The sequence below is a fragment of the Natrinema sp. CBA1119 genome, from assembly GCF_002572525.1.
Classification (GTDB): domain Archaea; phylum Halobacteriota; class Halobacteria; order Halobacteriales; family Natrialbaceae; genus Natrinema.
The window spans coordinates 2,383,132-2,407,155 of sequence record NZ_PDBS01000001.1; the positions used below are offsets into that span (position 1 = coordinate 2,383,132).

Below are 24,024 nucleotides of genomic sequence, written 5' to 3' on the forward strand. Positions count from 1 at the left end.
GAATTTTCTCATAGGAACCTTATGTCAGAATATGAGGGCTACTTTTCCCAGATATAGTGTGGATCTTTCCATCTGTTGTAGATACATAGAGAGACCCATCAAAGACAGCCAATGATGAGCCTAAAGAATCTCCCACTTCTTCTCCAAGATTTTTGAAATCCCATTTAATAGTACCGTCTTCCGAATCAAATGCAAAAATGTCCTGATAACTGGTGACGTAAACCATTCCGTCAACAATTACTGGTTTTGAGCGTATACTATATCGCAAGTCCTGTGGTTCCCAAATGTATTCCTGATTTTTAATATCAATAGCAAAGAACTGTTGACCTCCAGCACCAGCCCCGCCGAAATAGATCGTTCCATCTGCTATTGACGGACTACATTCCACACTTGCACTAATCTTCTCTGACCACTCTTCTGTGCCATTATCGGCATCAATCGCGTATAATCGTTGATTTTTGCCCCCGATATAGACCGTTCCATTAGCAACTGTTGGATTGCTATCTCCCAAGGATTTTCCTTCCGGGTTTTTGAATGTCCATTCGACTTTTCCACTTTCAGCATTCACCGCATAAAGAAAGTGCCCTCCCGCAAAGTAGACAATCCCGTTGTTATAAGCTGGAATATCTGTATAGGGACGTCCACCGTTGTGATTTCGCAGATCGTGAAGTATAGTTTCAGCACCAGTTTCAGGATGGAAACGATATAAAATCATATTTTCCGTACCAACTACCGAATTGCCAGCTAGTACCGGGTTGATACTGCTAATTCCCACGTCCTTCCTCCATGAGATATCCTCACTATTTCGGTTAATCGCGACAATTCCATTTTCCGTCCCAGCATATACTTTCTCGTCAGACACCGTCGGATAGGCACCGCGTAGATCAGTTACCTGTTTCTTCCATTCGAGTTCCTCAGTCGCAAGGTCGACTGCGTGGAGATGGTTGTCTGCAGCGACGTACAACGTCCCGTCAACGATTGCCGGACTGTTACTAATCACTCCTTCCGATTCAAAGACGGTCCGCAGTTCTACCTCTTCACCACTCGGTCCAGTCGCCGTCGGATGATGGCCAGTATTCTGTGGGTCAACCCCGTACATCGGCCACCTGGTAGGTGGGAGTTCCTCGCTGTTTTCAGGTTCGTCACTCGTCTCGTCACTATTCGTACACCCAGCCAGCGTTGCAAGCCCCGCAGTAACGCTCGCACAACTCGCCAACCAGTTCCGGCGCGTCCGAATCGATTTCCGACCCATGTTATGTACGGTTACTTTACTTCAACAAAGTATAATTTTTAGGATACTGTCTCGAGCAGAAATCCAGCGTCGAACGGGATCGATCACGGAGTAGTAGTTGACTATCGTCGGATTCGCCGCTCGAGCAACAGCCATCCAGACAACCAGAGACCAACCGTCAGGACCTGACGGAGGTTCAAAAAGGATGCCGCACCACTGTCGGTATGATCGCTATCGCCGGCGCGAAGGGCGGCTGTGGAAAGACGGTAACGACGATTGGGCTCGCGGAGGCCGTCGGGAGACGTGGAACGACATCGATCGCGATCGACGCCGATTGCCAACTGCCGAACTTGCACGTTGCGGGCGGCGTTGATCGGACGCCGACGCTCGCCGCACTCGAGTCCGACGCCGACGTCGAATCGGTCGTCCAACGGAGTCCCCGAACGTCGAACGTCGGGCTGTTGTCGGCCCCCAAATCGTCGAACGAGGTGAACTTCGAGGTGGCGCTCGACCGCCTCGAGTCCGACGCCGTCCGAACCTTCGTGGACTGTCCGTCGGGGGCGGGGATCGATGTCGTCGAACCGCTCTCGGCAGCCGAGGGAGTGATCGTCGTCACGACTGATAGCGAGCGCAGCATCTCCGCCGCGGAAACGACGATCGAGATGGCCCGCCGACTCGAGGTGCCGATTGTCGGAACGGTGGTAAACAGATGCGAGAGCGTCCCGAAGACGGTCAGGTCGTGGACCGACGTGCCGGTTCTAGGCCGGGTGCCCGACGGAACGGCACCGCTGACGGACGAGGCGACTCGAGCGGCCTACGACGAGATCGCGGCGACGATAGCGACGAGAACCGCGATGGATGGATCGGCTCCTCCGTACGACGACGATCTGCTGCGGACCGGGTACGATCCACTCGATCGGGCGTTCGGTGGCGGGCTGGAACCGGGATCCATGGTCGCGGTCGTGGCGGCCCCGGCCAGTCGCTCCGAACGGTTTCTCTCCGAGGCGACTGCCGTCCGCGGCACGCTCTATCTGTCGACTGAACGGTCGTCGGCCAACGTTCAGCGAGCGCTCGAGTCCGTTCCGACGGCGACGGGAAATCCGACGGTCCGCCGCCTCAGTGATGAGAACGGGCTCGCTGAGGCGAGATCGATGGCCGATAAACTCCCGGCGTCGTCCACGCTGGTCGTCGATCCCGTGAACGCGCTCGAGCGGGACGGTCGTGACGAGTACGTGTCGTTTCTCGACGACCTCAAGGAGCAACTGGTCGAAACCGGGAGCATCGGCCTGTTACACTGTCTAAAGGGTCACACGATTCCGTCGAATCGAACAGTGACGACGCACGCAGCCGATGCGGTCTTCGAGATAACGGCGGTCACGCCCGAGACAGGGGCGAACGTCGAACACTATCTGTCGGTTCCGAAGTATAGAGCCGACGGGGCGACCACGGAAGCGATCGAACTCGAGTTCGGAGAGGAGACGGTCGCCCCGACTAGTGACGCGTTCTGACTCGCTCTCTGAGAAGTAGCCGACTCATACCTGATCTCCGGTATCGTACCGATCAGCGGACACCGATTCGATCGGTCAGCCGTTTCTCGCAGCGTTCGATCCGCTGGGCGACCGTCTGAACGGCGTCGACGGCCGAACAGTCGGGATGGACGTCGCGAACGGGACGCCGGTGGGCCTGCGCGTCGGCGACCGCCGGCAGTTCCTCGAGCCCGATCGCCGGCGCGCCGAAGTACCGCTCGACGCGGTCACCGATCCGATCGATGGCCGCAGTGTCAGCCCTGTTGAGGACGACGGCTGCGACCGGCGTCTCGAGATCGAGGGCGAGCCGCTTCGTCCGGAGCGCATCGGTCAGGGCCGGCTCGGTCGGCGTCGTCACGAGGACGGTCAGCTGGGCGCATGCGAGTTGTTGGCCCACGTCACGCGCCAGCCCGGCGGGACAGTCGACGAGGACGCGACCGAACTCGCGTTCGATCCGGTCGATCACTCGCGCGAACGCGGTCAGGTCCACAGCGCGAGCGCCGGCGAGGGTTCGCCCGCACGGAAGGACGCGCACCGCATCGCGGCGGTCGATCGCCTCGAGCGGGTCGGCGCGACCGGCGAGCACATCGTGGAGGTTCGGGCCGTGACCGCGTGGGAGGTCGGCGGTCGTGAGGTCGCCGTCGACGACGACCGCGTCCAGCTCGCGACCGAGGTTCAACGCGATCGTCGATTTACCGACGCCGCCTTTGCCGCCGCTGACGGCGACGATCATCGCTGCCGTTCGAGAACGTCGGGCGTCGGTTTCCACTCGGTCAGTGACGCGAGCGCGTCGGCCTCGCTCGCCGACCGATCGGTCGAGGCCCGCCGAGCGGACACCACTTCGAGCGGCGGGTCAGCGGGCGCTGCGGGACTCGCGAAGCCGATACCGCGGTGCTGGTTCGGTTCCACGATCCCGTCCCAGCCCGCGTCGGTCCACTCGGGATCTGGATGCGGTCCGCGACCGGGATGCCAGAGAGGGCCGTCGAGTCGGCTCTCGAGACGGACTCGTTGTGGCGTCGTCGCGGTGGTCGCGACGGTCGCGGAAACCAGCGTCACTCCCTCGATCCGGTCGATCTCCCAGTCGAGTTCGATCACGGTCGCGTTGGCCGCTCGATATCGGATAAAGAATCGCCGAATCAGGTCTCGAGGTCGAACTCGCCAGCCAGGGTGCCGGCCGACGACTCGAGCACGACGCTCTCTCCGGCGGTCATCGAGTCCCCGATATCGACGGTGACGTCCTCGAGGTCGACCGCCGGCGGAAAGAGCAGGTCGACGCGGCTGCCGAAGGCGATGTGACCGATCCGTTCGCCTCGCTCGAGGTCGTCGCCGCGCTCGGCGTAGGGGTGGATGCGGCGGGCGAACGCGCCGGCGATGAGCGTGACGTCGGCGTCGTGGGCGGGTTCGTCAGGGTGTGCATTTGGGTCGTCGGTGGCCGATTCTCCGCGGTCGTCTCCGACGGGCTCCCCGCCGTCGTCCGCGATCGCTGCGGCCCCGTCGTCGCCCGCGTCGGACGGCAGGTTTGGGGAGTCGGTCTCGAGGCGGACGTGGACGCGCTCGTTTCGGTCGGACTCCTTCGAGAAGGCCGGGCGGTTCGCCCCGGAGACGTGTTCGACGTCGGTGACTCGGCCCGTGAAGGGAGAACGGACGACGTGGACGTGCCAGACGTTCATGAAGATGCCCAGCCGAACTCGGTCGCCTTCCTCGCGGAGAACGGAGACGTTCCCGTCGGCCGGCGAGACGACGCCCGTCGGCGGCGGGGAGCGCTCGGGATCGCGAAAGAACGCGAGGGTCCCGGCACCGGCCGCGAGCGCGACGAGGCTCGCCGTCACGCTAATGAGAAGTGCAAACGGGGCGGCGAGCAGTGGAACGATGGCGTACTTCCAGGCCCCCGGCGCGAATTTCATGGGCGAAATGACGCGAGCGAGGCGTATGGCCGTTACGGATCGACGGGTCGGAACGGCGGCCCTCCCTCGAGTCGCTACCGCGATCCGTTGACGGGAATCGTGACGGTGAACGTCGAGCCCTCGCCGGGTTCGGCGTCAACCCAGATCTCCCCGCCGTGGCGCTCGACGATGCGGCGACAGAGCGCGAGTCCGATTCCCGTCCCCTCGTACTCCTCGCGACTGTGGAGTCGCTGGAATACCCGGAACACGCGATCCCGCTCGTCGGGATCGATGCCGATCCCCTCGTCGCGGACCGAAATCTCCCACGTTCCGCCGCTCCGCTCGGCGGTGATATCCTCCCGCGGCGGTTCGTCGCCACTGTACTCGATCGCGTTCGAGAGCAGGTTCTGGAACAGTTGGCGGAGCTGATGTGGGTCGCCCTGGACCTTGGGTAACGGCTCGGCGGCGATCTCGGCGTCGGATCGCTCGACCATCATCTGCAGATCCGTCAGGACATCCTCGAGCACGGCGTCGAGATCGACGGGTTCGAAGGGGTCGCCCTGCGAGTCGATCCGGGAGTACTCGAGCAGGCCGTCGATCATCTCGCTCATGCGGTTTGCGCCGTCGACCGCGTAGTCGATGAACTCGCGACCGTCCGCGTCGAGTTCGTCGGCGTACCGGCGCTCGATCAACTGGAGGTAGCTCGAGACCATCCGCAAGGGTTCTTGCAGATCGTGGGAGGCGGCGTAGGCGAACTGCTCGAGCCGCTCGTTCGACGCCTCGAGTTCCGAAACCGTCTCGTTGAGGCGTCGCTCGTACCCCTGGCGCTCGATCGCCGTCGCGATGATCGTGGCGACGCTCTCGAGGAAGTCGACGTCGTGGTCGGCGAACTCCCGACGATCGGTGTCGTAGACGTCGAGGACGCCCCACGGATCGCTCTTGGGCCCGATAGCGACGGTGATCCCGCTCCGGACGTCGCGGTCGGGCACCAGTGACGGACCGTCGAACCGCGGGTCGCTCTCGAGGTCCTCGATCACGATGGGGCCGTCATCTGTCAGTGCGGCGGCGGCGATCGAATCCGCCGCGGGCGTCGTCTCGTCCTCGACGACACCGAGGCCGGTACCGGCCCGGAGCCGAAGCACCTCGCCGTCGGGGCCGTCCGCGTCGTGTTCGAAGACGATCGCGTACTCCGCGTCGAGTGCCGACGCGACCAGTTCGGTCGCTTTCTCGAGCATGTCGTCGACGTCCGGATTCTCGAGGGCGTGTCGGCCGAGATACGAAACCGACTCGAGTTGGACCACCTTCTCCGTCAGGGTCCGTTCGGCCTCTTTGCGCGGCGATATGTCCCGAAAGAGGCCGACGAAGTAGCGGTCGCCGTCGAAGGTGAAATCGTTGAGCGAGACCCCGAGGGGGACCTCGCGGCCGTCCGCGTGCTGGCCCGGCAGCTCGACGTAGGTCCAGTTGATGTTTCGCTCGCCGGTCTCGAGGTAGCGCTGGAGCGCGGAGAGGTGGGTCTGGCGCAGTCTCTCTGGGATAATCTCGACCTTGCTCGAGCCGACGAGTTCGTCGGGATCGTGGCCGAGAATGCGTTCGACGGCCGGGTTGGCGTACTGGATGTCGCTGTCCGTATCGAGGACGATGATGCCGTCTGGGAGCGCGTTCGCCAGCGCCTCGAAGGTTCGGCCGTACGTGAGATCGGAGTCGGACGCCGCCGCCGCCGAGCGAGCGGGGGCGCGCCGTCGGCGGACAATTCCGTCGATCGTCGGTTCCTGATCGGCGTCGTCTCGCGGCCGTCGATCGAGGTGGACCGTACAGGGGACGCTCCCCGTCTTCGTTCGAATCGAAACCGGCGTCGACGTCGGCGACGTACTCCCTTCGTCGAGCTCCGAAACGAGTGACTCGAGGGACGTTCCGTCGTCGAAAAGGGCGTCGAACGGCCGCTCGTCGAGTTCGGTCCGCGCGTAGCCCGTCAGCCGCGTGAACGCGTCGTTACCATCGACGATCGTCCCGGATGGCGTCGCTCGAAAACGGGCGATGTCCGCCGCCTCGAGTAGCCCCGCCATCCGGTCGGGGAACGAACCGGTTTCGGACTCGTCCGCAGCCGCGGACGGATCATTTGACGGGCCGGAATCCATTGAGCCGAGTTTGGGTGTCGCGTAGATAAGGGCTGTGGAACGGGTAGTGATCGGTGGAAGTCAGTCGGTCGGGCAGGAGTCGGACGGCATCGAGGTCCTCGATCGGACCGTCGGTGAGGTTCCGGCTCTCCGGTCAGTCCCAGAACGCCTGCGTCCGTGCGTATTCGCGCTCCTTCGAGAGAATGTCCCGATAGAACTCGGCCTCGTCCTCGCGGAGTTTGTTGATGATCTGGGCGGCGTTGTGCGGTCCGACGCCGCGTGCGGCCATCGCGATGACAGCTTGCTTGCCGTGGCTCTGGACGAGGCCTGCGGCCCGGAACGCGCGTTCGGTCATCTCTCGTTGCTCGTCGTCTTTTTCCTGCGACCGGACCGCTTGCACGACCTCGTCGGCCCACGGGTTCAGGGAGGCGATCCGCGTCGACCCGCACTCGGGACACTCGGGCTGGTCGGGCACTCGCTTGACTTTCGTTTTCACCTTCCACTCGGTGCAGTGGGTACACAGCAGGATGACGCGATCGTCCTGAATTCGCTCCTTGACCGTCTTGATGACGCTCGCGTCGGCGTTTTCGGGTGCGAGGAGTTCCTTGCCGCCCGACGAACGACCGCCCAGTCCGACCGGCGTGCGCCCGCGGTGGGTCACCAGTTCGAGGTCCCCCGACTGGACCCGCTCGAGCACCGAACTCGCGCGTTCGATGTCGAGGTCCTCGTGGAACACCTCTCGAATCGCCTCCTCGTACATCGGCGTGTCCTCGAGCGCGGCGAGCAAGCGGTCGTTCGAGATGCGACCCGATCCCTGATTCTGCCAGCGCTTGAGCGCGCCGAACTTCGCGGAGACCTGCGCGAGCCGAAAGGCCAGCGCGTCGGAGCGCTTGAGCCCGAGTTCGACGATCGCCTCGACGTGGTCGGGATCGGTCTCCTCGAGCACCGCGAGCACGTCGCTCGTCGCGATCGAGTTCGGCACCTCGAGTTCGATCCGGTAGGGATCGGTCTCGAGGCCGACCGAGGACCCCGCGCGCTGTCCCAGCAGCGCAGAGAGAATCCGACCGAGCGTCTCGTTCGCCGTGTGGCCGAAGGGGGCGTTGAGTACGATCGTTCGACCCTGTCGCTCGAGGACCAGTCGATCCGCCGTCGGCATCGGCGCGTCGGCGTCGATCTGGGCCTCGAGTTGCGCGCAGGCCTCGGTCAGGGTGTACTCGTCGGCGGGATAGCGGTGAGCGAGTTCGCGGCCGACCGCGGCGGCGTCGGCACCGCTTTCGAGTTGTGGTTCCGCGACTGCGCGAATTTCGCCGACCTCGCCCGCGACCGCGGCGGGGACGGGGATTTCCTGGCCGATCCACGAGGGGACCTCACCGGCGGGGTCCTCGATCGGGCTGACCTTGACTCGAGCCTCCTCGTCGTCGATCTCGGCGATCCGCCACATCTCGCCGCGCTGGATGAACACCTCGCCGGGCTGAGCGAAGTTGACGACGAAGCGCTCGTCTAAGGTCCCGATCTGGCCCCCAGAGGCGATGTCGTGGACCTCGTAGGTTTCCTCGTCCGGGATCATCGAGAGATTGGCGTAAACGTACTGCCAGGTGCCGCCGGTGGTCTCGATGCGATCCTCGGCCTCGTCGAACCAGAGAATTCGATTCCGGTGGAGTTCAGAAATGATCTCGCGGATCGTCTCCGCTGGGACGGTCCGGAAGGGATACGACCGCGTGACCGTCTCGACGGCGTCGTCGACGTACGTGTCGCCGCGGCTCTGGACGATCGCCGGCAGCTGATTCGCGACCACGTCCAGGCTCCCCTCGTGGATCGCCGCCGGCTCGACCTCGCCGTCGCGGGCCCGGCGAGCGATCGAAAGCGCTTCGAACGTGTCGTCGGGCCGCGTCGTGACGATCGTGCCGCTCGAGACCTCGTCCTGTCGGTGACCCGCGCGACCGATTCGCTGGAGGAGGCGGGTGACCTGTCGGGGGCTCTTGTACTGGATCACGTGATCGACCTGCCCCACGTCGATGCCGAGCTCCATCGAAGATGTACACAACAGCCCGTCGATCCCGCCGGCCTTGAACCGGTCCTCGACGTCGATCCGCGCCTCCTTCGAGAGCGAGCCGTGGTGGACGCCGATCGGCAGGTCGAGTTCCTTGAATCGCGAACCCAGCGCTTCGGCGGTCTGGCGAGTGTTGACGAAAATGAGCGTCGATTCGTGGTCCTCGACCAGGTCACGGATCAGCCGGACGTGACTGGCCGTGTCAGCCTCGGTCATGAGTTCGCCGGCCAGCCGTTCGTCCTCTTCGGTCACCGCGGGCTCGCGGACCGTCACGTCGACGTTGCTCCCGACGTCGATCTCGCGAATCTCGCAGGGGCGACCGCCCGTGAGGAACTGGCCGACCTCGCCCGGATCGCCGACGGTCGCCGAGAGGCCGATCCGCTGGAACGGGCCAGCGAGGTCCCGGAGTCGCTCGAGGCCGATCGCTAACTGCGCGCCCCGCTTCGAGGCGGCGAGTTCGTGCACTTCGTCGATCACGACGTGAGAGACGTCCGCGAGCGCCTCCCGCAGCCGCTTGCCGGTGAGCATCGCTTGCACGGTTTCGGGCGTCGTGATCAGCACGTCCGGGGGCTCCTCGGCCTGTTTCCCCCGCTGGTACTGGGTCGTGTCGCCGTGGCGAACGTCGACCTCGAGACCGAGGTAGTCGCCCCACCACTCGAGTCGCTCGCGCATGTCGCGGTTGAGCGCCCGTAGCGGGGTAATATAGAGTACGCCGAACCCCTCCGATGGACCGCCGTCGGCGGGACTCTCCGACGAGGATCGCCTCGGTGTGCTCGGCTCACCGTCGTCCGCAACCAGATGGTCGAAGACGGGCAACATCGCCGTCTCGGTCTTGCCGCTTCCGGTGGGCGCGATCACGAGCGTGTTCTCGCCGGCCGACAGCGGCGGAATCGCCAGTCGCTGTGGCGCCGTCGGCTGCGAGAAACCGCGTTCGGAGAGCGCTCCCCGAACCGTCGCCCCGAGGTGCGTAAACGCCGCGACGTCCCCGTCAGTCATCGAAACGCGCTAGGGACGAACGGCGGATAAGGACCACGTTTCCGGCCAGTTACCCGCGACCGATGTCGTGGATTTCTCCTCGCTCTCGTCACGCTCTCGTTCCGATTTCCTCTCGCTCTCGTCACGCTCTCGTCTCGTTGTCGCCTTCACCGCCTGACGACTCACTCCTCGAGTCCCGCATCCTGATCGCTATCGGACTCCGCGCCGACCGCGTCGTCATCGTCCTCGTCCGTTCCCCCTTCGTCGAGTTCGTCAGTATCGTCCTCGTTCAGCCCCGTCACGTCGGACTCGTCGCTGCTCTCGATCGTGTCGGTGGACGACTCGAGATTGGGCTCGGCCTCGGACGCTTCGCTCCTGGGCCCGTCGATTGAGATCTCTGTGATATCGTCGGGAACGGTCTGACCGGTTCGGTTCCGTATCGTCTCGATCCGGTCGTCGGGGACGGCGTCGACGGCCCGGCTCTGGACCTCGTCCGGAACGGTCTCCGCGGCTCGCTCTTGGATTTCATCGACTGCGGGGATCGACTCCCTCGAGTCCAGAAGCCGCGACACGGCGTACGCGAACGCGATGATCCCGACGGCGGTGAGAAGGTGTTTGACGAGGCCGCCCGTCGAGGAAGCGTCAGCCGTCGATTCCGATCCGGACGCCACCGAGGGCGATTGTTCTTGACCAGGTGTTCGTAGTCGCATCACGAGATGTACGGGACCTGCTGGCAAGTGGGTTCGGCGTGCGAAAGCCGGCACCGCCGACGGGGCTCGATCGGCATCGCTGGCTCGGGTTCAGGCCTCGAGGTTCTCAGGCCTGGAGATGTTCGATTCGGGCGTAACGGCCGGCGCGCCAGCCGGCGACGATCGCGACGATCGTTCCGGCACCGAGCGCGAGCGCGAACCCGCCGGCGTAGATCTCGGGCGGCGTCCGGAGGAGTCGCTCGAAACCGAGTACCGACGCCGAGAATCGGTTCAACCCGATCACGGCCAGCGGCGTCACCGCGACGGCGAGCAGGCCGCCGAGCAGGCCGATGACGAGTCCCTGCGTGCCGATCGTGCCGGCGAGCAGCCGGCGAGAGAGGCCGATCGCGCGAAGCGCCGCCAGTTCCTCGCGCTGCTGGTGGGCCACGAGCGCGAACAGGTTGGCCGTCAGGACGATCCCGCCGAGGACGGCGAGCCCGACCAGCGTCGCGCCGCTCGCGAGCACCATCGTGCGCTCCTCGAGCATCGACTGTACCTGATTGTCGCTGGTCCGAACGTCGTACTCGGGATACGCCTCGCCGAGGTCGGCCGCGACGGCGTCGCGGTCGGCGTCGTCCACCACGTCGGCGGTGAGGTACGTCGCCCGATCGGTCCCCGACGTGCCGGCGATGGCCTGCAGGTCGCCCAGCGGGACCGTCACTGCCGGCGAGCCGAGGTACTGCGAGTAGTAGCCCGAGATCCCGATAACGGTGAGCTCGTTCGTCTCCGCCGTGTGTCGGCTGGTCCCGACGTAGATCGTGTCGCCGACCGAGACGCCCAGTTCATCGGCGACCCGTGGATCGAGGATGATCTCGTCGCGTTGGGGCTCGTCGGGCGGGGGGCTGGCGGCGGTCTCCTCGTCGACCTCGAACCCCTGGCCCGCCTCGAAGTCGAAGCCGTCGTGGGTCTCCTGGACGCCGACCGCGGGTCTGCGCTGGAGGTCTGACGGGTCCGTTCCGAGGTAGACGTCGTACATCGCGATCGGAGAGGCCGAGGCGATATCGTCCCGCGCGGTGAGCTGAGCCGCCGTGCCGTGAGCGCCGGAGATCGGGTTCTCCGTCCCGCTGGCCGCCGGATCGACCGGAGAGCGAGAGATCCAGATGTCCCGATCGGCGCTGTCCAGTCCCTGCTCTCCCTTCTCGACGACGCCCACGCCGAGGCTCGCGAGGACGGTCACCGAGAGGACGGCCAGGGTGACCGCGAGCACGGTGAGGACGGTCCGACCGGGCGAGCGCCGAAGTTGGGCGAGCGCGAGTCCGATGACGGCTCGCGTTCGAACGATTGCACCGCCGACGCTCATCGACCCACCTCCGAGAGGACGGACGTTCGCGCGGCCACCGCGAGCGGGTAGGGAACGGCGACCAGTCCCGAGAGGAGGGCGACGGCGATCGCGTACGGGACGAACAACGGATGAAACTGGGCGACTGCCCCCGGCGCGATGGTCGCGCTGGCGATCGCGTTGACGCCCATGATCCCCCCCGCGCCGAGGGCGATTCCCGCGAGCGAGCCGACGAACGTGGTGATCCCCGTCGAGATCGCGACGACGGCAAGTCGGCCGCGGGTGGGGACGCCAATCGACTCGAGGACGGCCAGCGTCCGTCGGTCCTCGTCGACGGTCATGCCCATGGTCGTCGCGACGAACGAGGCACAGATCGTCACGCCGACGATCAGCGCGATCACGCTGGTCGCGAACGCCAGCCCGTCCTCGAACAGCGCGGTGGGGTCGGCGGTCCCGGCGACCTCGACCGATGCGTCGGGATACGCGCCGGTGGCGGCCGACTGCGCGGCGTCGGTCTCGCCCCAGACTAACACCCGATCGGCGAGTTGGCCGTCCGCGGCCCCGGAAAGCGACTGGAGTTCGCTCGCGTGCGCGAGCGCGACCGGAGCGCCACCCTCACCGCCCTCGCCGCCACCGCCGTCCCCCACGGCCGCTACCGTCACCGTTACCGCCGTCTCGTTCGACCGCATCGGCCCCCTCGAGACGGCCAGTTCGTCGCCGTCGGACGCGCCGAGTCGGTCGGCCGCGGTGCGAGAGAGCACGATCTCGCCGTTGCGCGGGCCGTCGTAGGATCCGTTCGCGTAGTGGGAATCGCCGGACTCGAGGCGGTCCGTCAGCAGTCCCGCGACGGTCCGCGATTCGCCGTCGGGAACGACGCCGACGAGACGGACGGTCCGCGGGTCTCCGTCGGTCGACTCGAGTCGGGCCGTCTCGACGAGCACCGGCGACGCGTGCTCGACGCCGTCGTGCGAGCGGATCGTGTCGGCCCGTTCGTTCGTCGCTCCGAGTCGGGGGCCTTCGACCCCGTCGACGGACGAGAGCGTGCTCCCCTCGGTCGGCGTAATACGGACGTCCGCGTCGTCCCTGCTCGTCGCGCCGCCGTCGGCCAGCGCCAGCGCGATGCCCGTCACGACGAGCAGGAACGCGATCGTCAGTGCGACGGCACCGACGGTCGACGCGATCCGGCCCGCCGTCGTTCCCGTCGCCCGCTGGCGCCACCTCGTGAGCGTCAGTCCGACGAGGCCCGACCACCGCGTTCGTCGCCGCGTCTCGACGCCCTCGGGTAACTCGTCGGTCTCATCGGACATCGTCCACCCGCCCGTCGCGAAGCGTGATGACGCGGTCCGCGACGGACAGCGTGGCCGCGTCGTGCGAGGCCACCAGCACCGCCCGGTCGCGCCCGATATCGGTCAGGAGCTCGAGGACGTCCCCGCCGGTCGCCGTGTCGAGTTCGCCCGTCGGCTCGTCGGCGACGATCACGTCCGGGTCCGTCGAGAGCGCCCGCGCTATCGCGACCCGCTGTCGCTCGCCGCCGCTGAGTTCGCCGGGCAGGTGCGTGGTGCGGTCGCCCAGGCCGACCGCCTCGAGCAGGTCAGTCGCGCGCTCCCGCCGATCGGACCGAGGAACGCCCGCCTGCACGAGCGGCAACGCGACGTTCGCGCGGGCGGACAGCGACGGCAGGAGGTGGAACCGCTGGAACACGATCCCGATGTGGTGTCGCCGCATCCGGGTTCGCTCCCCGTCGGACAGCGCCGCGAGGTCGGTGTCGCGCAGTTCCACGCTGCCCTCCGTCGGCACCAGTAGCCCCGCGACCGCGTGCAGGATCGTCGACTTCCCGCTGCCGCTGGGTCCCTCGAGCCCGACGATGGTCCCCGTCGGGACGTCGAAGGAGACGTCGCGGAGCGCGGTCACCGTGCGCTCGTCACCCGATCGGAACCGGCCCCCGCTCGAGCCGTAGCGGTGGGTGACTCCCTCGAGGCGAACGGCCGTCGTCGATTCGCGCTCGTCCGTTCGGTCCCTCGCCGGCGATCGCGAATCCTGAACTGATCGGTTGAACATCCTCACAGGGGTCTCACTGCCAGCGGACGGCGCACCGACACATTGTTTCGACCCGGTTACCCCTGAAAGACCTCCGTTAACCCCGTTCCCGGTCACGGCAACGGTCGGGTAGCCACTCCGAGATGCGAGCGTCAGCGCCGCTCCATCGCGTTGTGTGACGGTCGTCTCCTCGAGAACGTTCCGCCGCAGTAGGGATGCACTGTCCGCCGGACCGGCGCTGAAACGAGGGCGTACAGGTTGGTGTCCGTGGTAGTCAGCTTCCGAGATGGGTTCGACCGCCCGGACGGCGGGCGGAGTTCGAATGCGCCGGCCGACGGCAGTCGATCGTCACGTCAGCCGCTCGCCGTCGTCGTCGAGGAGGATCCCGCAGTCGTCACAGCACCACCAGCCGACCAGCGGATCGCGTTCGGGCACCGTCGCGCCGCAGTCGGGACACCGTTTCGCCTTCTCGTCTCGAGTCTCGAGTGTCCGTCTTCGGAGTCCGCTCGAGGTGGCTCCGGCCCCGGCGTCGCGATCGGTCGCACCGATCCCGCAGGTGACCGCGAAGCGCTCGGCGCGCTGGATGAGAAGGGCGCGCCCCTCGTCGGTCAGGGCATAGGTCGGCCGGTCGTCGGCTCCCGCGCGTTTCGCGAGGAGGCCGCGACCGACGAGGGTCCGCAGGTTCGGCTCGAGTCGGGTTCGGGTGACGCTTGGATACCGGCGCTCGAGGGCGTGGATAATTCCGCGCTCGTCGCAGGGCCGTCCGGTCCGCTCGCGGCGGGCGATGGCCTCGAGACAGTCGCGCTGGAAGGCGGTGAGTTCGATCCACGTCGGTGGTCGCGAGTCAGGGAGCAATTGGGATCACCTCCCGCGCTGTCGAGGGGGTGTTAGTGGGGGTTGGGGCTCGAGTGTTACAGCGACGGCGAACCCCAAATCTTTGTGCTGGCGATACCTCCTGCCGTGTGTGGGATTTTTGTCCCACGGAACGCTCGAGATTCATTGTGGATCACGGAGCTTCGGCCGGACGGCGGTGCAACGCCGTTCGGTCTCACTAACTGACGAGAGTCATCCTCGCCAAGTCGGTCGCTCCACACTGGCCACTAATGCCCTGATATTGCATAAATGTATTCTCGTGTCTAAAAGGCACTATACGGGGCAAATAGGGGAGCAAACGGTGTAAGGGAGACAGGAATGCGAAAATCTGGGTCATGGATGACGATCTGGGACGACCGTATACTCGAGTACATTCGAAACGAGGACTCCGGTTCGCCGAAGAAACTCGAGGAGAGCGGCTACGTGCGGGTTTCGAAATCCCACATCTCTCGGCGTCTTCGGACGCTCGCAGAGCACGATTTGCTTACCCATCTCGGAAATGGCGTCTATGTAATTACGGAGCGCGGCGAAGCGTATCTCGACGGCGAGTTTGATACAAGTGAGGATGCAACGGAATCCTTGGTCGATGAGACAACCGAGAACGAAGAATCAAAATTCGACTCTGAGGGGAACTAATGCCAGTCACGTCCACAGGCGCCTGAACGAGGAATTATTGTCGTAGCTATCCGTAGTTGACTAATCTCGTCTGTCGTGACCTTCTACTTGTTCAGGTTTGCAGTTTCCAATTGGTTGCGTCTTGGACAATACTAGCTGAAAATATAGTATTTCCGATGCTATTCGACGAGTGGTTAATGAACATCTTGTCTGACTCCTACATATTTTGGGTATGTTAAAATTGTCACTTAGAACCTCAGAACTATTTTTATTATTGACTACATCATCTCTTCTATGAACAGGCGCGGACTCGACGAATGGGCTATCGTTCTCGCTATAAGCGGAACCGTTGCGTTCACCGGCTTGTTAATTCTATCTGCAACTATCAATCCGACTACTGCTATTAGTCAAGGAGAACCCCTCTACCGTCTACAATCATCTCTTCTAAGGAGAATCGATGTTACATATCCATTGCTAGCAAAAGGGGGAATTGTGATGGTTTTAGTTATTCTTGGAACGCTCGTTGCAAGAATTGGTTCTCAGGGACGGTGATGAATACTTGTCTACGTAGACAGAAGTCTAAGTTCCATTATAGCTCTACTCTCACTTATATACGTTGTTGGAGTTGGCGATATCCAAAAGCGAATTGACCGGCGGCTACGACAGCCACTCGAGCACACTGCCGAACCATCGACTCGCCCGCGACGTCACTGGGATCGATCGGTGGGCCGACTCGAGTTCGGATCGAACGCGGCGTCCGACGGCGTTCACGACGAGCAGGCGGACCACCGCTGTAGCGAGGAGCAGCGACTCGAGACGTTACAATCTCCCCGGCCGGTCTTGGCAGTGCTCTGGAAACCGCACGGGTCACGCCACTGAGTGGGAAACGAAATACTCGGAATCTCTGTGTAAACGACGGAAGCGACGGTCGATCCGCCTCTCACTTAGTGCCTGTAAGACGCGTTCGCTGCGCGCGAGTCATACGACTGTACACCGGAAGCGCCATCAGTACAAGCGGCTCTCTCGGATACTATCGGTCGAAAAATATATTATCACGAGACAGTCATCTCTAGCAGATGCCGCCCTCCAGACCGTTCTTCGATCCCGACACCGGAGAGCTCGATACTGATCCGCTTATCGAAGAAGCGATCCCCCTGACGAGACTCATCGGAGCCATCGTGTTGGTCGCTCTCGTCCCGCTCCTCTTTCGGGCCGTCTTTGGCGGCCTCTTGGGGTTGACCTCCGGACTCGGCTTTCTGTACATGCTCGCGAGCCAGTTCATCCTCGCAGTCGGCACCGGACTCGTCTTGCTCTATATCATCGTCCGCGCGAACCAACTCATCGACGAGTGAGTTGCTGCAGGCCGTCGATCGGATACCGAACGGGAACCCAACCGAAAGAAAATCGGCGAGGACCGCGAGGCGACTGCGTTCGCTCCCGGCTGACGGTGTCCTAACCGTCGGTATACCGCATCGGCGGCACGATCACCCAGACAAGTAGGGTCCTCGTTCCCACCGAATCGGAGCCCACGCTCTCGAGGAGTTTGCTATTCTCCTCGAGAACGGTGCGGACCCCGATACGATCCGTGTTCGGTTCAGAATTTGTGGCCGTCTCGAGAGGGCTGAAATCGAAGGAATGCGGGCTATCCGGTGGCTGCTCGGAATCGACGAGGACGGAAGTCCGCCCTCCACTGCTCACGACGTTTTTAGGAGAAAACCGCCCTCCCCGATTTGAACAGATGGAAGACGTTCCGACTCGCCTCGCTTCGCTCGGCTGCGTGGGCGTGCGACTTCCATGTTCAAAATCGGCTCGGGAATCACTTTTACTGCGACCAGACCGCTCGCTCCGCTCGCGGTGTTGGTCGCAGTAAAAGTCCGCCCTCCCCGATTTGAACGGGGGGCAAGTCGATCTACAGTCGACTGCTCTACCAGTCTGAGCTAAGGGCGGGCACCCAAACGTAGCCGCCGTGGTACACATAAGGGTTATTATTCGAGACTGGACGAACGTGTAACTGAGGCTGAACGGCAGAATGATTGATATAGGAGGGGTGATAACACGGAGGTACTTCGGCCATGAGCAAGATCACGTTCCGCGCGGACGACGACCTCGTCGAGCAACTCGAGCAGCTCGACGCCTCCAAGAGCGAAGCGATGCGAGAGGCGCTCAGATCGTACCTCGAGGGGAGCGACGAGGCTGCAGGCGGCGAGGACCGCCCGGAATCGGACCGGGTACAGGCGGGCGTGATCGACGAACTGATTCGCACGCGTGTGGACGATCGACTCCGGGAACTCGGCATCGATCGCGTGGACTCTCGCGCACGCGATCCGACGCCGTCTCCCGACCCACAGGACGTCAACGTCTCCATCTCGCTCGAGGGGGCGGCGGTCCAGTCGGGCGAGCAGAATTCGCAGTCGAGCGGACAGCGCCAGACCGGTGCGCGCGATCCGACTCCGAACGACGGGGAGACGGCGGGGGCTCGCGAACGCGCGGAGACGCAGTCCCCCGACGGACGAGACAGCGGACGGCAGTGCAACCAGTGTGGCGACCGGCTCGACGGCGAGCACATGTACTGCCCCAACTGTGGCGAGAAGGCCTCCCGCCGATTGTTCTGTGAGTGTGGCGACGAGGTCCGATCCGACTGGTCGTTCTGTCCCAGCTGCGGCCGTCGGACGCCCGCGGCGGATGTCCTCGAGTCCGACAGTACGCAGTTCTGACCGGTGTAAGACGAAGAGAGTCACTGTCGACGAAAGCTTTATTATATATGCCGAACATCGGGTTATTCGCGTAAGACGGATTGTCTTACACTCGTCGAAAAGACGGGAAATCGCCCGATGACGGGCGGTTCAAACGTAAGACACGCCGCGTCTGACAGGGGCGCGCCACCGTCTTACCCCAAACGGGGAATACAACCATGGAGCGTGTGACACTGCGAATCCCGAAACAGCAGATCGATGAAGTAGAGCAATTAGTCGACTCGGGCGAATTCCCGAACCGGAGCGAAGCGATTCGGTCGGCCGTCCGTGAGATGATAAATGAACAAGGGGACGGCCCCACAGACCAATCCGGCAAACGCAACTGGGCCAAGGTGTAACGATGCAGGATATCGTTCAGGACGCCTTGGAGAACGCGGAGGAAGAAGCCCGGGAGATGGACGCCTCGATGGACGATGACGACGAGTTCGGGGAGCCCCGAATCGTCATCGTCGGTGCGGGCGGTGCCGGTAACAACACCATCAACCGACTGTACAACATCGGTGTCGACGGTGCTGACACCGTGGCGATCAACACGGACAAACAGCACCTCAAGATGATCGAGGCCGACACGAAGATCCTCGTGGGCAAATCGCTCACGAACGGGCTCGGCGCTGGCGGCGACCCCTCGATGGGCGAGCGCGCGACCGAGATGGCCCAGGGAACGATCAAGGAGGTCCTCGGCGATGCGGACCTCGTGTTCGTGACCGCGGGGATGGGTGGTGGCACCGGCACGGGTGCCGCCCCCGTCGTCTCGAAGATCGCCAAAGAGCAGGGTGCGATCGTCGTCGGGATGGTCTCGACGCCGTTCAACGTCGAGCGCGCCCGCACGGTGAAAGCCGAGGAAGGCCTCGAGAAGCTACGCGAACAGGCTGACTCGATCATCGTCCTCGACAACAACCGACTGCTCGATTACGTCCCGAACCTGCCGATCGGCAAGGCGTTCTCGGTGATGGATCAGATCATCGCCGAAACCGTCAAGGGTATCTCGGAGACGATCACCCAGCCCTCGCTGATCAACCTGGACTACGCGGACATGTCCACGATCATGAACCAGGGCGGCGTCGCGGTGATGCTCGTCGGCGAGACCCAGGACAAGAACAAGACCGACGAGGTCGTCAAGGACGCGATGAACCACCCGCTACTGGACGTCGACTACCGTGGCGCGTCCGGTGGGCTCGTCCACATCACTGGCGGCCCCGACCTCACGCTGAAAGAGGCCGAGGGAATCGCGGACAACATTACCGAGCGCCTCGAGGCCAGCGCAAACGTCATCTGGGGCGCCCGAATTCAGGAGAGCTACAAGGGCAAGGTTCGCGTCATGGCGATCATGACCGGCGTCCAGAGCGCACAGGTGCTCGGACCGACCACCCAGAAGCAGGCTGACAAATCTCGACAGAGCATTGAGGGCCTGAACGATTCCGACTTCGACGCGAGCAACAACGTCGAAAAGACGGGCAAAGAATACGGCGCGCAGAGCGACGGCGGCCGCGAAACCGTCGACCGACAGAACGGCGTCGACGTGATTCGCTAACGGCACTCACCCGAACCGTCAGCACGTCTCGCTTTCCGAAACGATCTTTTTCGACCACCGACGACTGAGCGGCGAGTCACTGAACGGAAATTCGACGAAAACGCGATGTAAACGCGCTAAACGCGCAGGTTTTCGAACGTACTGGATCAGGCGAGCGACTCGAGTAACGAACACTTTCGACAGACCTCTCGGGTCGTCGTCGACCCACACTCGACGCACTCCTGCAGGTCGGCACCGTCGTCACCGGCGTACTTTTCGGCGGCGATTTCCGCCAGTTCCTCGTATCCCGAGAGGATCGAGTGCCGGGTTCCGGGGTGGTTCTCCTCGAGGTCGTAGACGAGTTGCTGGATCTCCCCCCGGTACGCCTCGCTGGCGTGGGGGCACTCGGTGATGTGAGCCGGGAGGTCGTTGACGTGGGCGTAGAGAGCGACTTCTTTCTCGGGGACGTCCCGAAGCGGCTTCGCGCGGGGGACGAACTCATCCTGTTCCTCGCGGTCTCCCAGCGGGCCGAGGCTGGCGTCGAAGTGTTTCGCCATCTGTTCGACGTCGCCCTCGAGGACGTTCATCAGCGCGGTCTGGGCCTCGTCGTCGAGATTGTGGCCCGTCAGGAGGAGGTCGGCCTCGAGCGCTTCGGCGTACTCCGAGAGGAGGTCTCGCCGGAAGACGCCGCAGTAGGCACAGGGGGCCATGTTTTCGGGGTCGTCCTCGACCACGTCATCCATTCGCACGCCGAACTCCTCCTCGTAGCTGACGAGTTCGTGGCGGATCCCGAGCTCCTCGCTGAGTTCGACGCAGGCCTCGACCGACTTGTCGCGGTAGCCCTCGATCCCCTCGTGAATCGTCAGGCCGACGAGTTCGATGCGGGGATCCTCGTCGAACGTCTCGTGGAGAATCTGCGTGAGAACGACGCTGTCCTTCCCGCCCGAGAGGCCGATAACCCAGGTCTGTGGGTTCTCCGGCGTTATATCGTGAGGGACGAGATCGTCCCGCCGGATCCGGCGACGTACCCGCTTTTCGACCGACTCGCGGAAGTGGTCCGGACAGAGGTGGTCTCCGGAGTACGCGGCGTGCATGATCGCCTCCTCGTTGCACCGGTTACAGTCCATTAGCGGGGCGTTGTCGTCCCCCGCCAATCACGGTTTCGTCTGGCGAGGTGCCGGGGCGTCCGCGACGATGTATTACGACCGCGCCGCCTGCGATACGTTACCTTGACGGCCTCGAGTAATCGGGACCGCGGTCAGTATCGGAGCCCCTAATCGGCAGTGCACACGCGAGCACGGCGGGGGTGCGATTTTCGCTCACGTTGCTCTCCGAACCGCGGACCGTTCGATCGGTGTGGAAACCGTTACAGTTGGTCCACTCGCTCAGGCGGTAACCTGCGGTCGTTCCTCGTCCGCGTCCTCGGGTTCCTCGACGGCTTCGGCACCGTCGGCGAGGGCCGCCAGCAGCGTGTCGACGTGTCGCTCGCGGCTCCCGGACGAGAACAGTTCGTGGCCGCCGTCGTACAGGACGACGTGTTCGGCGGGAACGCGCTCGCCGATCGCCCGGAGGCTGACGACCGGATCCCGCAGCGAACAGAAGACGACGGCGTCGTGATCGATCGTCAGTAGCTCGTCCTGCGCGCGGCGCGTCTCTCGGACGAACGCCGGGGAGACCCACGACGGCGTCGTCGCGATCTGGTGGTCGGTGGCCTTCGAGCCGAGCGCCGATCGATCCATCTCGCCGACGGGGAGACACGGGAACGTGGTCGGCAGTTTCGCCACCGCCTCGAGCAGCGGCTCCGGGAACGCGTCGCCGTACCCCCACCAGGGACTCAGGTAGACGTGGTTGTCCGCGCCGTCTAGGGCCTGTGCGACGAGCGCACCCGCGCTGTGGCCCAGCAGTTGGTACCCCTCGAGGTCGCGGACGTACTCGGCGACCGGCTCGAGCCAGTCGGCTTTGAAGTCATCGATGTTCGTGGGGAGTTCGAACGCGTGGACCCGATAGCCGGCCTCGGTCAACTGCCCGACGAGCCAGCTGACGTTCTCGTGGGTCCAGCGGTTGCCCCAGCCCATGACGAAGACGAGTTCTTCGTCGCCGTCCTCGTTGAAGATCCGGTGTCGCATGGGGTTTCGTTCGCCGGGAAACGGTAAAAATCTGCGTGTGTGACAATTAGACAGCGGAAGCCCACGACGTTAGTCGTGGGCCTAAGCGATAGGCACAGTGAACCGAACAATCGCTATGACTCGTCTGGGGTCTCTGCGGCGTCGATACCTGCATTCAAGAGTCGTTCATACGCCTCAGTGAGCGTAATATCCCGTTCTTCGGCGAAGTCTTTCACACGACCATGCGTTGCGTGGGAGAGGTCTATGTTAGGACGTATAAGACTTAATAGACATACAGACGTTATAGACGTTACGGCGAATGAAGCGAACCAACACCTCGCGGTACGTGCTCGCTCCGAACAGGACGAGCAGCTGCTCCGCGAACTGTTGGACGCTTCCGCTAGTCTCTGGAACGAGCTCACCTACGAACGACGCCAGCAGTACTTCGATGGCGAAAGCGTCTGGGATACCGAGGATTACCGCAAGAAGTACGTCGGTGTTCTCGGGAGCGCCACTGCCCAACAGGTGATCCGGAAGAATCGGAGCGCCTGGAAGTCATTCTTCGCTGCCACAGAAAACGGCGAAGATGCCCGAACTCCTGGTTACTGGGGCAACGAAAACGACGGCCGGGAGTTGCGGACCTACATCCGCAACGATCAGTACACGCTCAAGATGGGAGATCGATCTCGTCTCGAGATTCCGGTCGGCTAGGACCTGAAAGAGAAATACGGGCTTGGGTATTACGAACGCCTACGTCTCGAAGTCGCTGGCGATCCAAAGTGGGACGGAAAGCAGGGCCGATTAGAACTGTACTACGACAAACGTTCGGACCAATTTAGGGCCTTTCAGCCAGTTACTGTCGACGATTCTCGACTGGATTCACCATTAGCCGAGGAATCGGCTGCTCTGGATATCGGTGCGAACAACATCGTTGCCTGTACAACGACGCCCGGCGAGCAGTACCTGTACGAAGGTCGCGATCTGTTCGAGCGGTTTCGCGAAACCACACAGCGAATCTCCGAGTTCCAATCGAGGTTGGACGATCAGCACCGAACAAGCAAGCGGATCAGCCGCTTGCATCGACAGCGGACGCGACGACGCGACCACGCCCAAGAGGCGCTCGCCCGCGATCTGATCGAACGGCTGTACGCCGAGGGTGTTTCGACGGTGTACGTTGGTGACCTAACCGACATCCTCGAGACACATTGGTCGGTCCAAACAAACGAGAAACTGCACAATTTCTGGGCATTCCGAAAGTTCATCGATCGCCTCGCCTGTACAGCCAAAGAGTACGGTATCACGGTCGAGGTTCGCTCGGAAGCCTGGACGTCGCAGATGTGTCCGAACTGCGGTTCGACCGAGGACACGACTCGGCACCAAGATACGCTCACATGTCCCTGCGGTTTCGAGGGTCACGCGGACCTCGTAGCGAGCGAAACGTTCCTGAGACGTCATCAGAACTCTCCGAGTTTTGATTGGCGAACGAGACACTTTGTGTCTCGTCAACGGCACGAAACTGTAGCCCGGCCGATGGCACGGCCCGTGTGCCTCAAGTGGGACGACCATTCATGGTCGGAGACATCACACTCTCACCGTCCCAACGAGGAGCACACAAACCGGAGTATCCACGCATAGGAGAAAGTCGCTCACGTGGTGGTAGCATGAGCCGAGACCCCCACGGGAGGAATCCCACGGCCTTAGCCGTGGTGAGGATGTCAAACAAGTGGTGCCGGTAGCGTCGGATCCAACGGTCGAACACGTGCTCGGCGTTTGTAAACGGCTTTCGGCGACCCCTGCAAGAAGTGGACATGCTCGAGTCAGTGCGCGCCCGTCTCTATCGGATCGGGTTCAACCTCTTTCCGGCCTACCGCGGAACCGGTGCTCGCGTCACCCACATCGCTCCCGACTGGACGGAGGTCCGCGTGAAGCTCCCGCTGAACTGGCGGACGAAGAACTACGTGGGAACGATCTTCGGGGGGAGCATGTACGCCGCCGTCGACCCGTTTTACATGATGATGCTGCTGAAGAACCTCGGCGACGGCTACGTCGTCTGGGACAGGGAGGCCGAGATCCGGTTCAAGAAGCCCGGTCGGGAGACGCTGTACGCAACGTTTTCGATAACCGACGAGGAGATCGAGGCGATTCGCGCCGAACTCGCGGCCGCGGAACCCGATTCCGTCGATCGCCACTACACGGTCGAACTCGTCGACGGGGACGGGACCGTTCACGCGACCGTCCGGAAGGCCGTCTACGTGACGACGGACCGATCCAAAGGAGCGTAAACGCACGGACTCTGGCCGCGTCCATTCGGCTCCTCCGTCGGG

At 63.4% G+C, this 24,024-nt stretch carries 21 protein-coding genes, 1 tRNA gene and 1 pseudogene; 9 read left to right on the forward strand and 14 right to left on the reverse strand.

Annotation, left to right across the window (positions count from 1 at the left end; translation table 11 throughout):
* Positions 1 to 19: 19 nt before the first annotated feature.
* Positions 20 to 1,099, reverse strand: coding sequence for an outer membrane protein assembly factor BamB family protein (locus tag CP556_RS11735; protein WP_176548174.1), 1,080 nt, complete (start codon positions 1,097 to 1,099; stop codon positions 20 to 22).
* Positions 1,100 to 1,455: 356 nt separating this feature from the next.
* On the opposite strand from CP556_RS11735, the gene CP556_RS11740 reads away from it, so the two are divergent.
* Positions 1,456 to 2,739 carry a DUF7125 family protein gene (locus CP556_RS11740; protein ID WP_098725789.1) on the forward strand — a complete coding sequence of 428 codons (1,284 nt, stop codon included), beginning with the start codon at positions 1,456 to 1,458 and terminating at the stop codon, positions 2,737 to 2,739.
* Between the two features lie 52 nt (positions 2,740 to 2,791).
* Here CP556_RS11740 and CP556_RS11745 read toward each other — a convergent pair whose 3' ends face one another.
* The 10 genes from CP556_RS11745 to CP556_RS11790 all read right to left on the reverse strand — a co-directional run bounded on the left by CP556_RS11745 (position 2,792) and on the right by CP556_RS11790 (position 14,699).
* Positions 2,792 to 3,490, reverse strand: coding sequence for a MinD/ParA family ATP-binding protein (locus tag CP556_RS11745; protein ID WP_098725790.1), 699 nt, complete (start codon positions 3,488 to 3,490; stop codon positions 2,792 to 2,794).
* On the reverse strand, positions 3,487 to 3,852 hold the full coding sequence (locus CP556_RS11750) for a DUF7857 domain-containing protein (RefSeq protein ID WP_098725791.1): 366 nt from the start codon (positions 3,850 to 3,852) through the stop codon (positions 3,487 to 3,489). Before CP556_RS11750 ends, CP556_RS11745 begins: the two co-directional genes overlap by 4 nt.
* A 41-nt stretch (positions 3,853 to 3,893) precedes the next feature.
* Positions 3,894 to 4,661, reverse strand: a complete 768-nt coding sequence (locus tag CP556_RS11755) for a protein sorting system archaetidylserine decarboxylase (protein ID WP_098725792.1) — start codon at positions 4,659 to 4,661, stop codon at positions 3,894 to 3,896.
* A gap of 74 nt (positions 4,662 to 4,735) precedes the next feature.
* Positions 4,736 to 6,775, reverse strand: coding sequence for a PAS domain-containing sensor histidine kinase (locus CP556_RS11760; protein ID WP_098725793.1), 2,040 nt, complete (start codon positions 6,773 to 6,775; stop codon positions 4,736 to 4,738).
* A gap of 133 nt (positions 6,776 to 6,908) precedes the next feature.
* Positions 6,909 to 9,800: a DEAD/DEAH box helicase gene (locus tag CP556_RS11765; protein WP_098725794.1), complete on the reverse strand. Its 2,892-nt coding sequence runs from the start codon at positions 9,798 to 9,800 to the stop codon at positions 6,909 to 6,911.
* A gap of 161 nt (positions 9,801 to 9,961) precedes the next feature.
* Positions 9,962 to 10,489: a hypothetical protein gene (locus CP556_RS11770; RefSeq protein WP_141551670.1), complete on the reverse strand. Its 528-nt coding sequence runs from the start codon at positions 10,487 to 10,489 to the stop codon at positions 9,962 to 9,964.
* 106 nt (positions 10,490 to 10,595) lie between these two features.
* Entirely contained in the window at positions 10,596 to 11,828 is a 1,233-nt protein-coding gene (locus tag CP556_RS11775; protein ID WP_098725796.1) for an ABC transporter permease, read from the reverse strand.
* Positions 11,825 to 13,114: an ABC transporter permease gene (locus CP556_RS11780; protein ID WP_098725797.1), complete on the reverse strand. Its 1,290-nt coding sequence runs from the start codon at positions 13,112 to 13,114 to the stop codon at positions 11,825 to 11,827. The genes CP556_RS11775 and CP556_RS11780 overlap by 4 nt, the downstream gene beginning before the upstream one ends.
* A complete protein-coding gene (locus CP556_RS11785; protein ID WP_098725798.1) occupies positions 13,104 to 13,865 on the reverse strand; it encodes an ABC transporter ATP-binding protein in 762 nt (253 codons plus the stop codon). The genes CP556_RS11780 and CP556_RS11785 overlap by 11 nt, the downstream gene beginning before the upstream one ends.
* Positions 13,866 to 14,192: 327 nt before the next feature.
* The gene (locus CP556_RS11790; protein ID WP_098725799.1) at positions 14,193 to 14,699 is read right to left on the reverse strand and encodes a PadR family transcriptional regulator; all 507 of its coding nucleotides are present in this window, start codon (positions 14,697 to 14,699) and stop codon (positions 14,193 to 14,195) included.
* A gap of 336 nt (positions 14,700 to 15,035) precedes the next feature.
* On the opposite strand from CP556_RS11790, the gene CP556_RS11795 reads away from it, so the two are divergent.
* From CP556_RS11795 to CP556_RS11800, 3 genes are all read left to right on the forward strand, one after another.
* Positions 15,036 to 15,353 (forward strand): helix-turn-helix transcriptional regulator, encoded by a 318-nt coding sequence (locus CP556_RS11795; RefSeq protein ID WP_098725800.1) that lies wholly within the window; start codon positions 15,036 to 15,038, stop codon positions 15,351 to 15,353.
* 273 nt (positions 15,354 to 15,626) lie between these two features.
* Entirely contained in the window at positions 15,627 to 15,884 is a 258-nt protein-coding gene (locus tag CP556_RS25300; RefSeq protein WP_141551671.1) for a hypothetical protein, read from the forward strand.
* 524 nt (positions 15,885 to 16,408) lie between these two features.
* Positions 16,409 to 16,684 carry a hypothetical protein gene (locus CP556_RS11800; RefSeq protein ID WP_098725801.1) on the forward strand — a complete coding sequence of 92 codons (276 nt, stop codon included), beginning with the start codon at positions 16,409 to 16,411 and terminating at the stop codon, positions 16,682 to 16,684.
* A gap of 521 nt (positions 16,685 to 17,205) precedes the next feature.
* On the opposite strand, the gene CP556_RS11810 is transcribed toward CP556_RS11800, so the two are convergent.
* Positions 17,206 to 17,279, reverse strand: a tRNA-Tyr gene (locus CP556_RS11810).
* A 125-nt stretch (positions 17,280 to 17,404) separates the two neighbouring features.
* On the opposite strand from CP556_RS11810, the gene CP556_RS11815 reads away from it, so the two are divergent.
* The 3 genes from CP556_RS11815 (at position 17,405) to ftsZ (ending at position 19,616) form a co-directional block, all read left to right on the forward strand.
* Positions 17,405 to 18,046, forward strand: a complete 642-nt coding sequence (locus CP556_RS11815; protein ID WP_098725803.1) for a double zinc ribbon domain-containing protein — start codon at positions 17,405 to 17,407, stop codon at positions 18,044 to 18,046.
* Between the two features lie 197 nt (positions 18,047 to 18,243).
* A complete protein-coding gene (locus CP556_RS11820) occupies positions 18,244 to 18,423 on the forward strand; it encodes a ribbon-helix-helix domain-containing protein (RefSeq protein WP_098725804.1) in 180 nt (59 codons plus the stop codon).
* A 2-nt stretch (positions 18,424 to 18,425) separates the two neighbouring features.
* Positions 18,426 to 19,616: a cell division protein FtsZ gene (gene ftsZ / locus CP556_RS11825; RefSeq protein ID WP_098725805.1), complete on the forward strand. Its 1,191-nt coding sequence runs from the start codon at positions 18,426 to 18,428 to the stop codon at positions 19,614 to 19,616.
* A 146-nt stretch (positions 19,617 to 19,762) separates the two neighbouring features.
* Here the strand turns inward: ftsZ and ncsA are convergent, their stop codons facing one another.
* Both ncsA and CP556_RS11835 read right to left on the reverse strand, forming a co-directional pair.
* Positions 19,763 to 20,722, reverse strand: a complete 960-nt coding sequence (ncsA, locus tag CP556_RS11830; protein WP_098725806.1) for a tRNA 2-thiolation protein NcsA — start codon at positions 20,720 to 20,722, stop codon at positions 19,763 to 19,765.
* Positions 20,723 to 20,980: 258 nt separating this feature from the next.
* Positions 20,981 to 21,721: an alpha/beta fold hydrolase gene (locus CP556_RS11835; protein ID WP_098725807.1), complete on the reverse strand. Its 741-nt coding sequence runs from the start codon at positions 21,719 to 21,721 to the stop codon at positions 20,981 to 20,983.
* Positions 21,722 to 22,019: 298 nt separating this feature from the next.
* Between CP556_RS11835 and CP556_RS11840 the strand changes: the two are divergent.
* Together CP556_RS11840 and CP556_RS11845 are read left to right on the forward strand one after the other, a co-directional pair.
* A pseudogene (locus CP556_RS11840) lies at positions 22,020 to 23,335 on the forward strand (RNA-guided endonuclease InsQ/TnpB family protein).
* 173 nt (positions 23,336 to 23,508) lie between these two features.
* Positions 23,509 to 23,982 (forward strand): DUF4442 domain-containing protein, encoded by a 474-nt coding sequence (locus CP556_RS11845; protein ID WP_098725808.1) that lies wholly within the window; start codon positions 23,509 to 23,511, stop codon positions 23,980 to 23,982.
* The last annotated feature ends 42 nt before the right edge of the window (positions 23,983 to 24,024 follow it).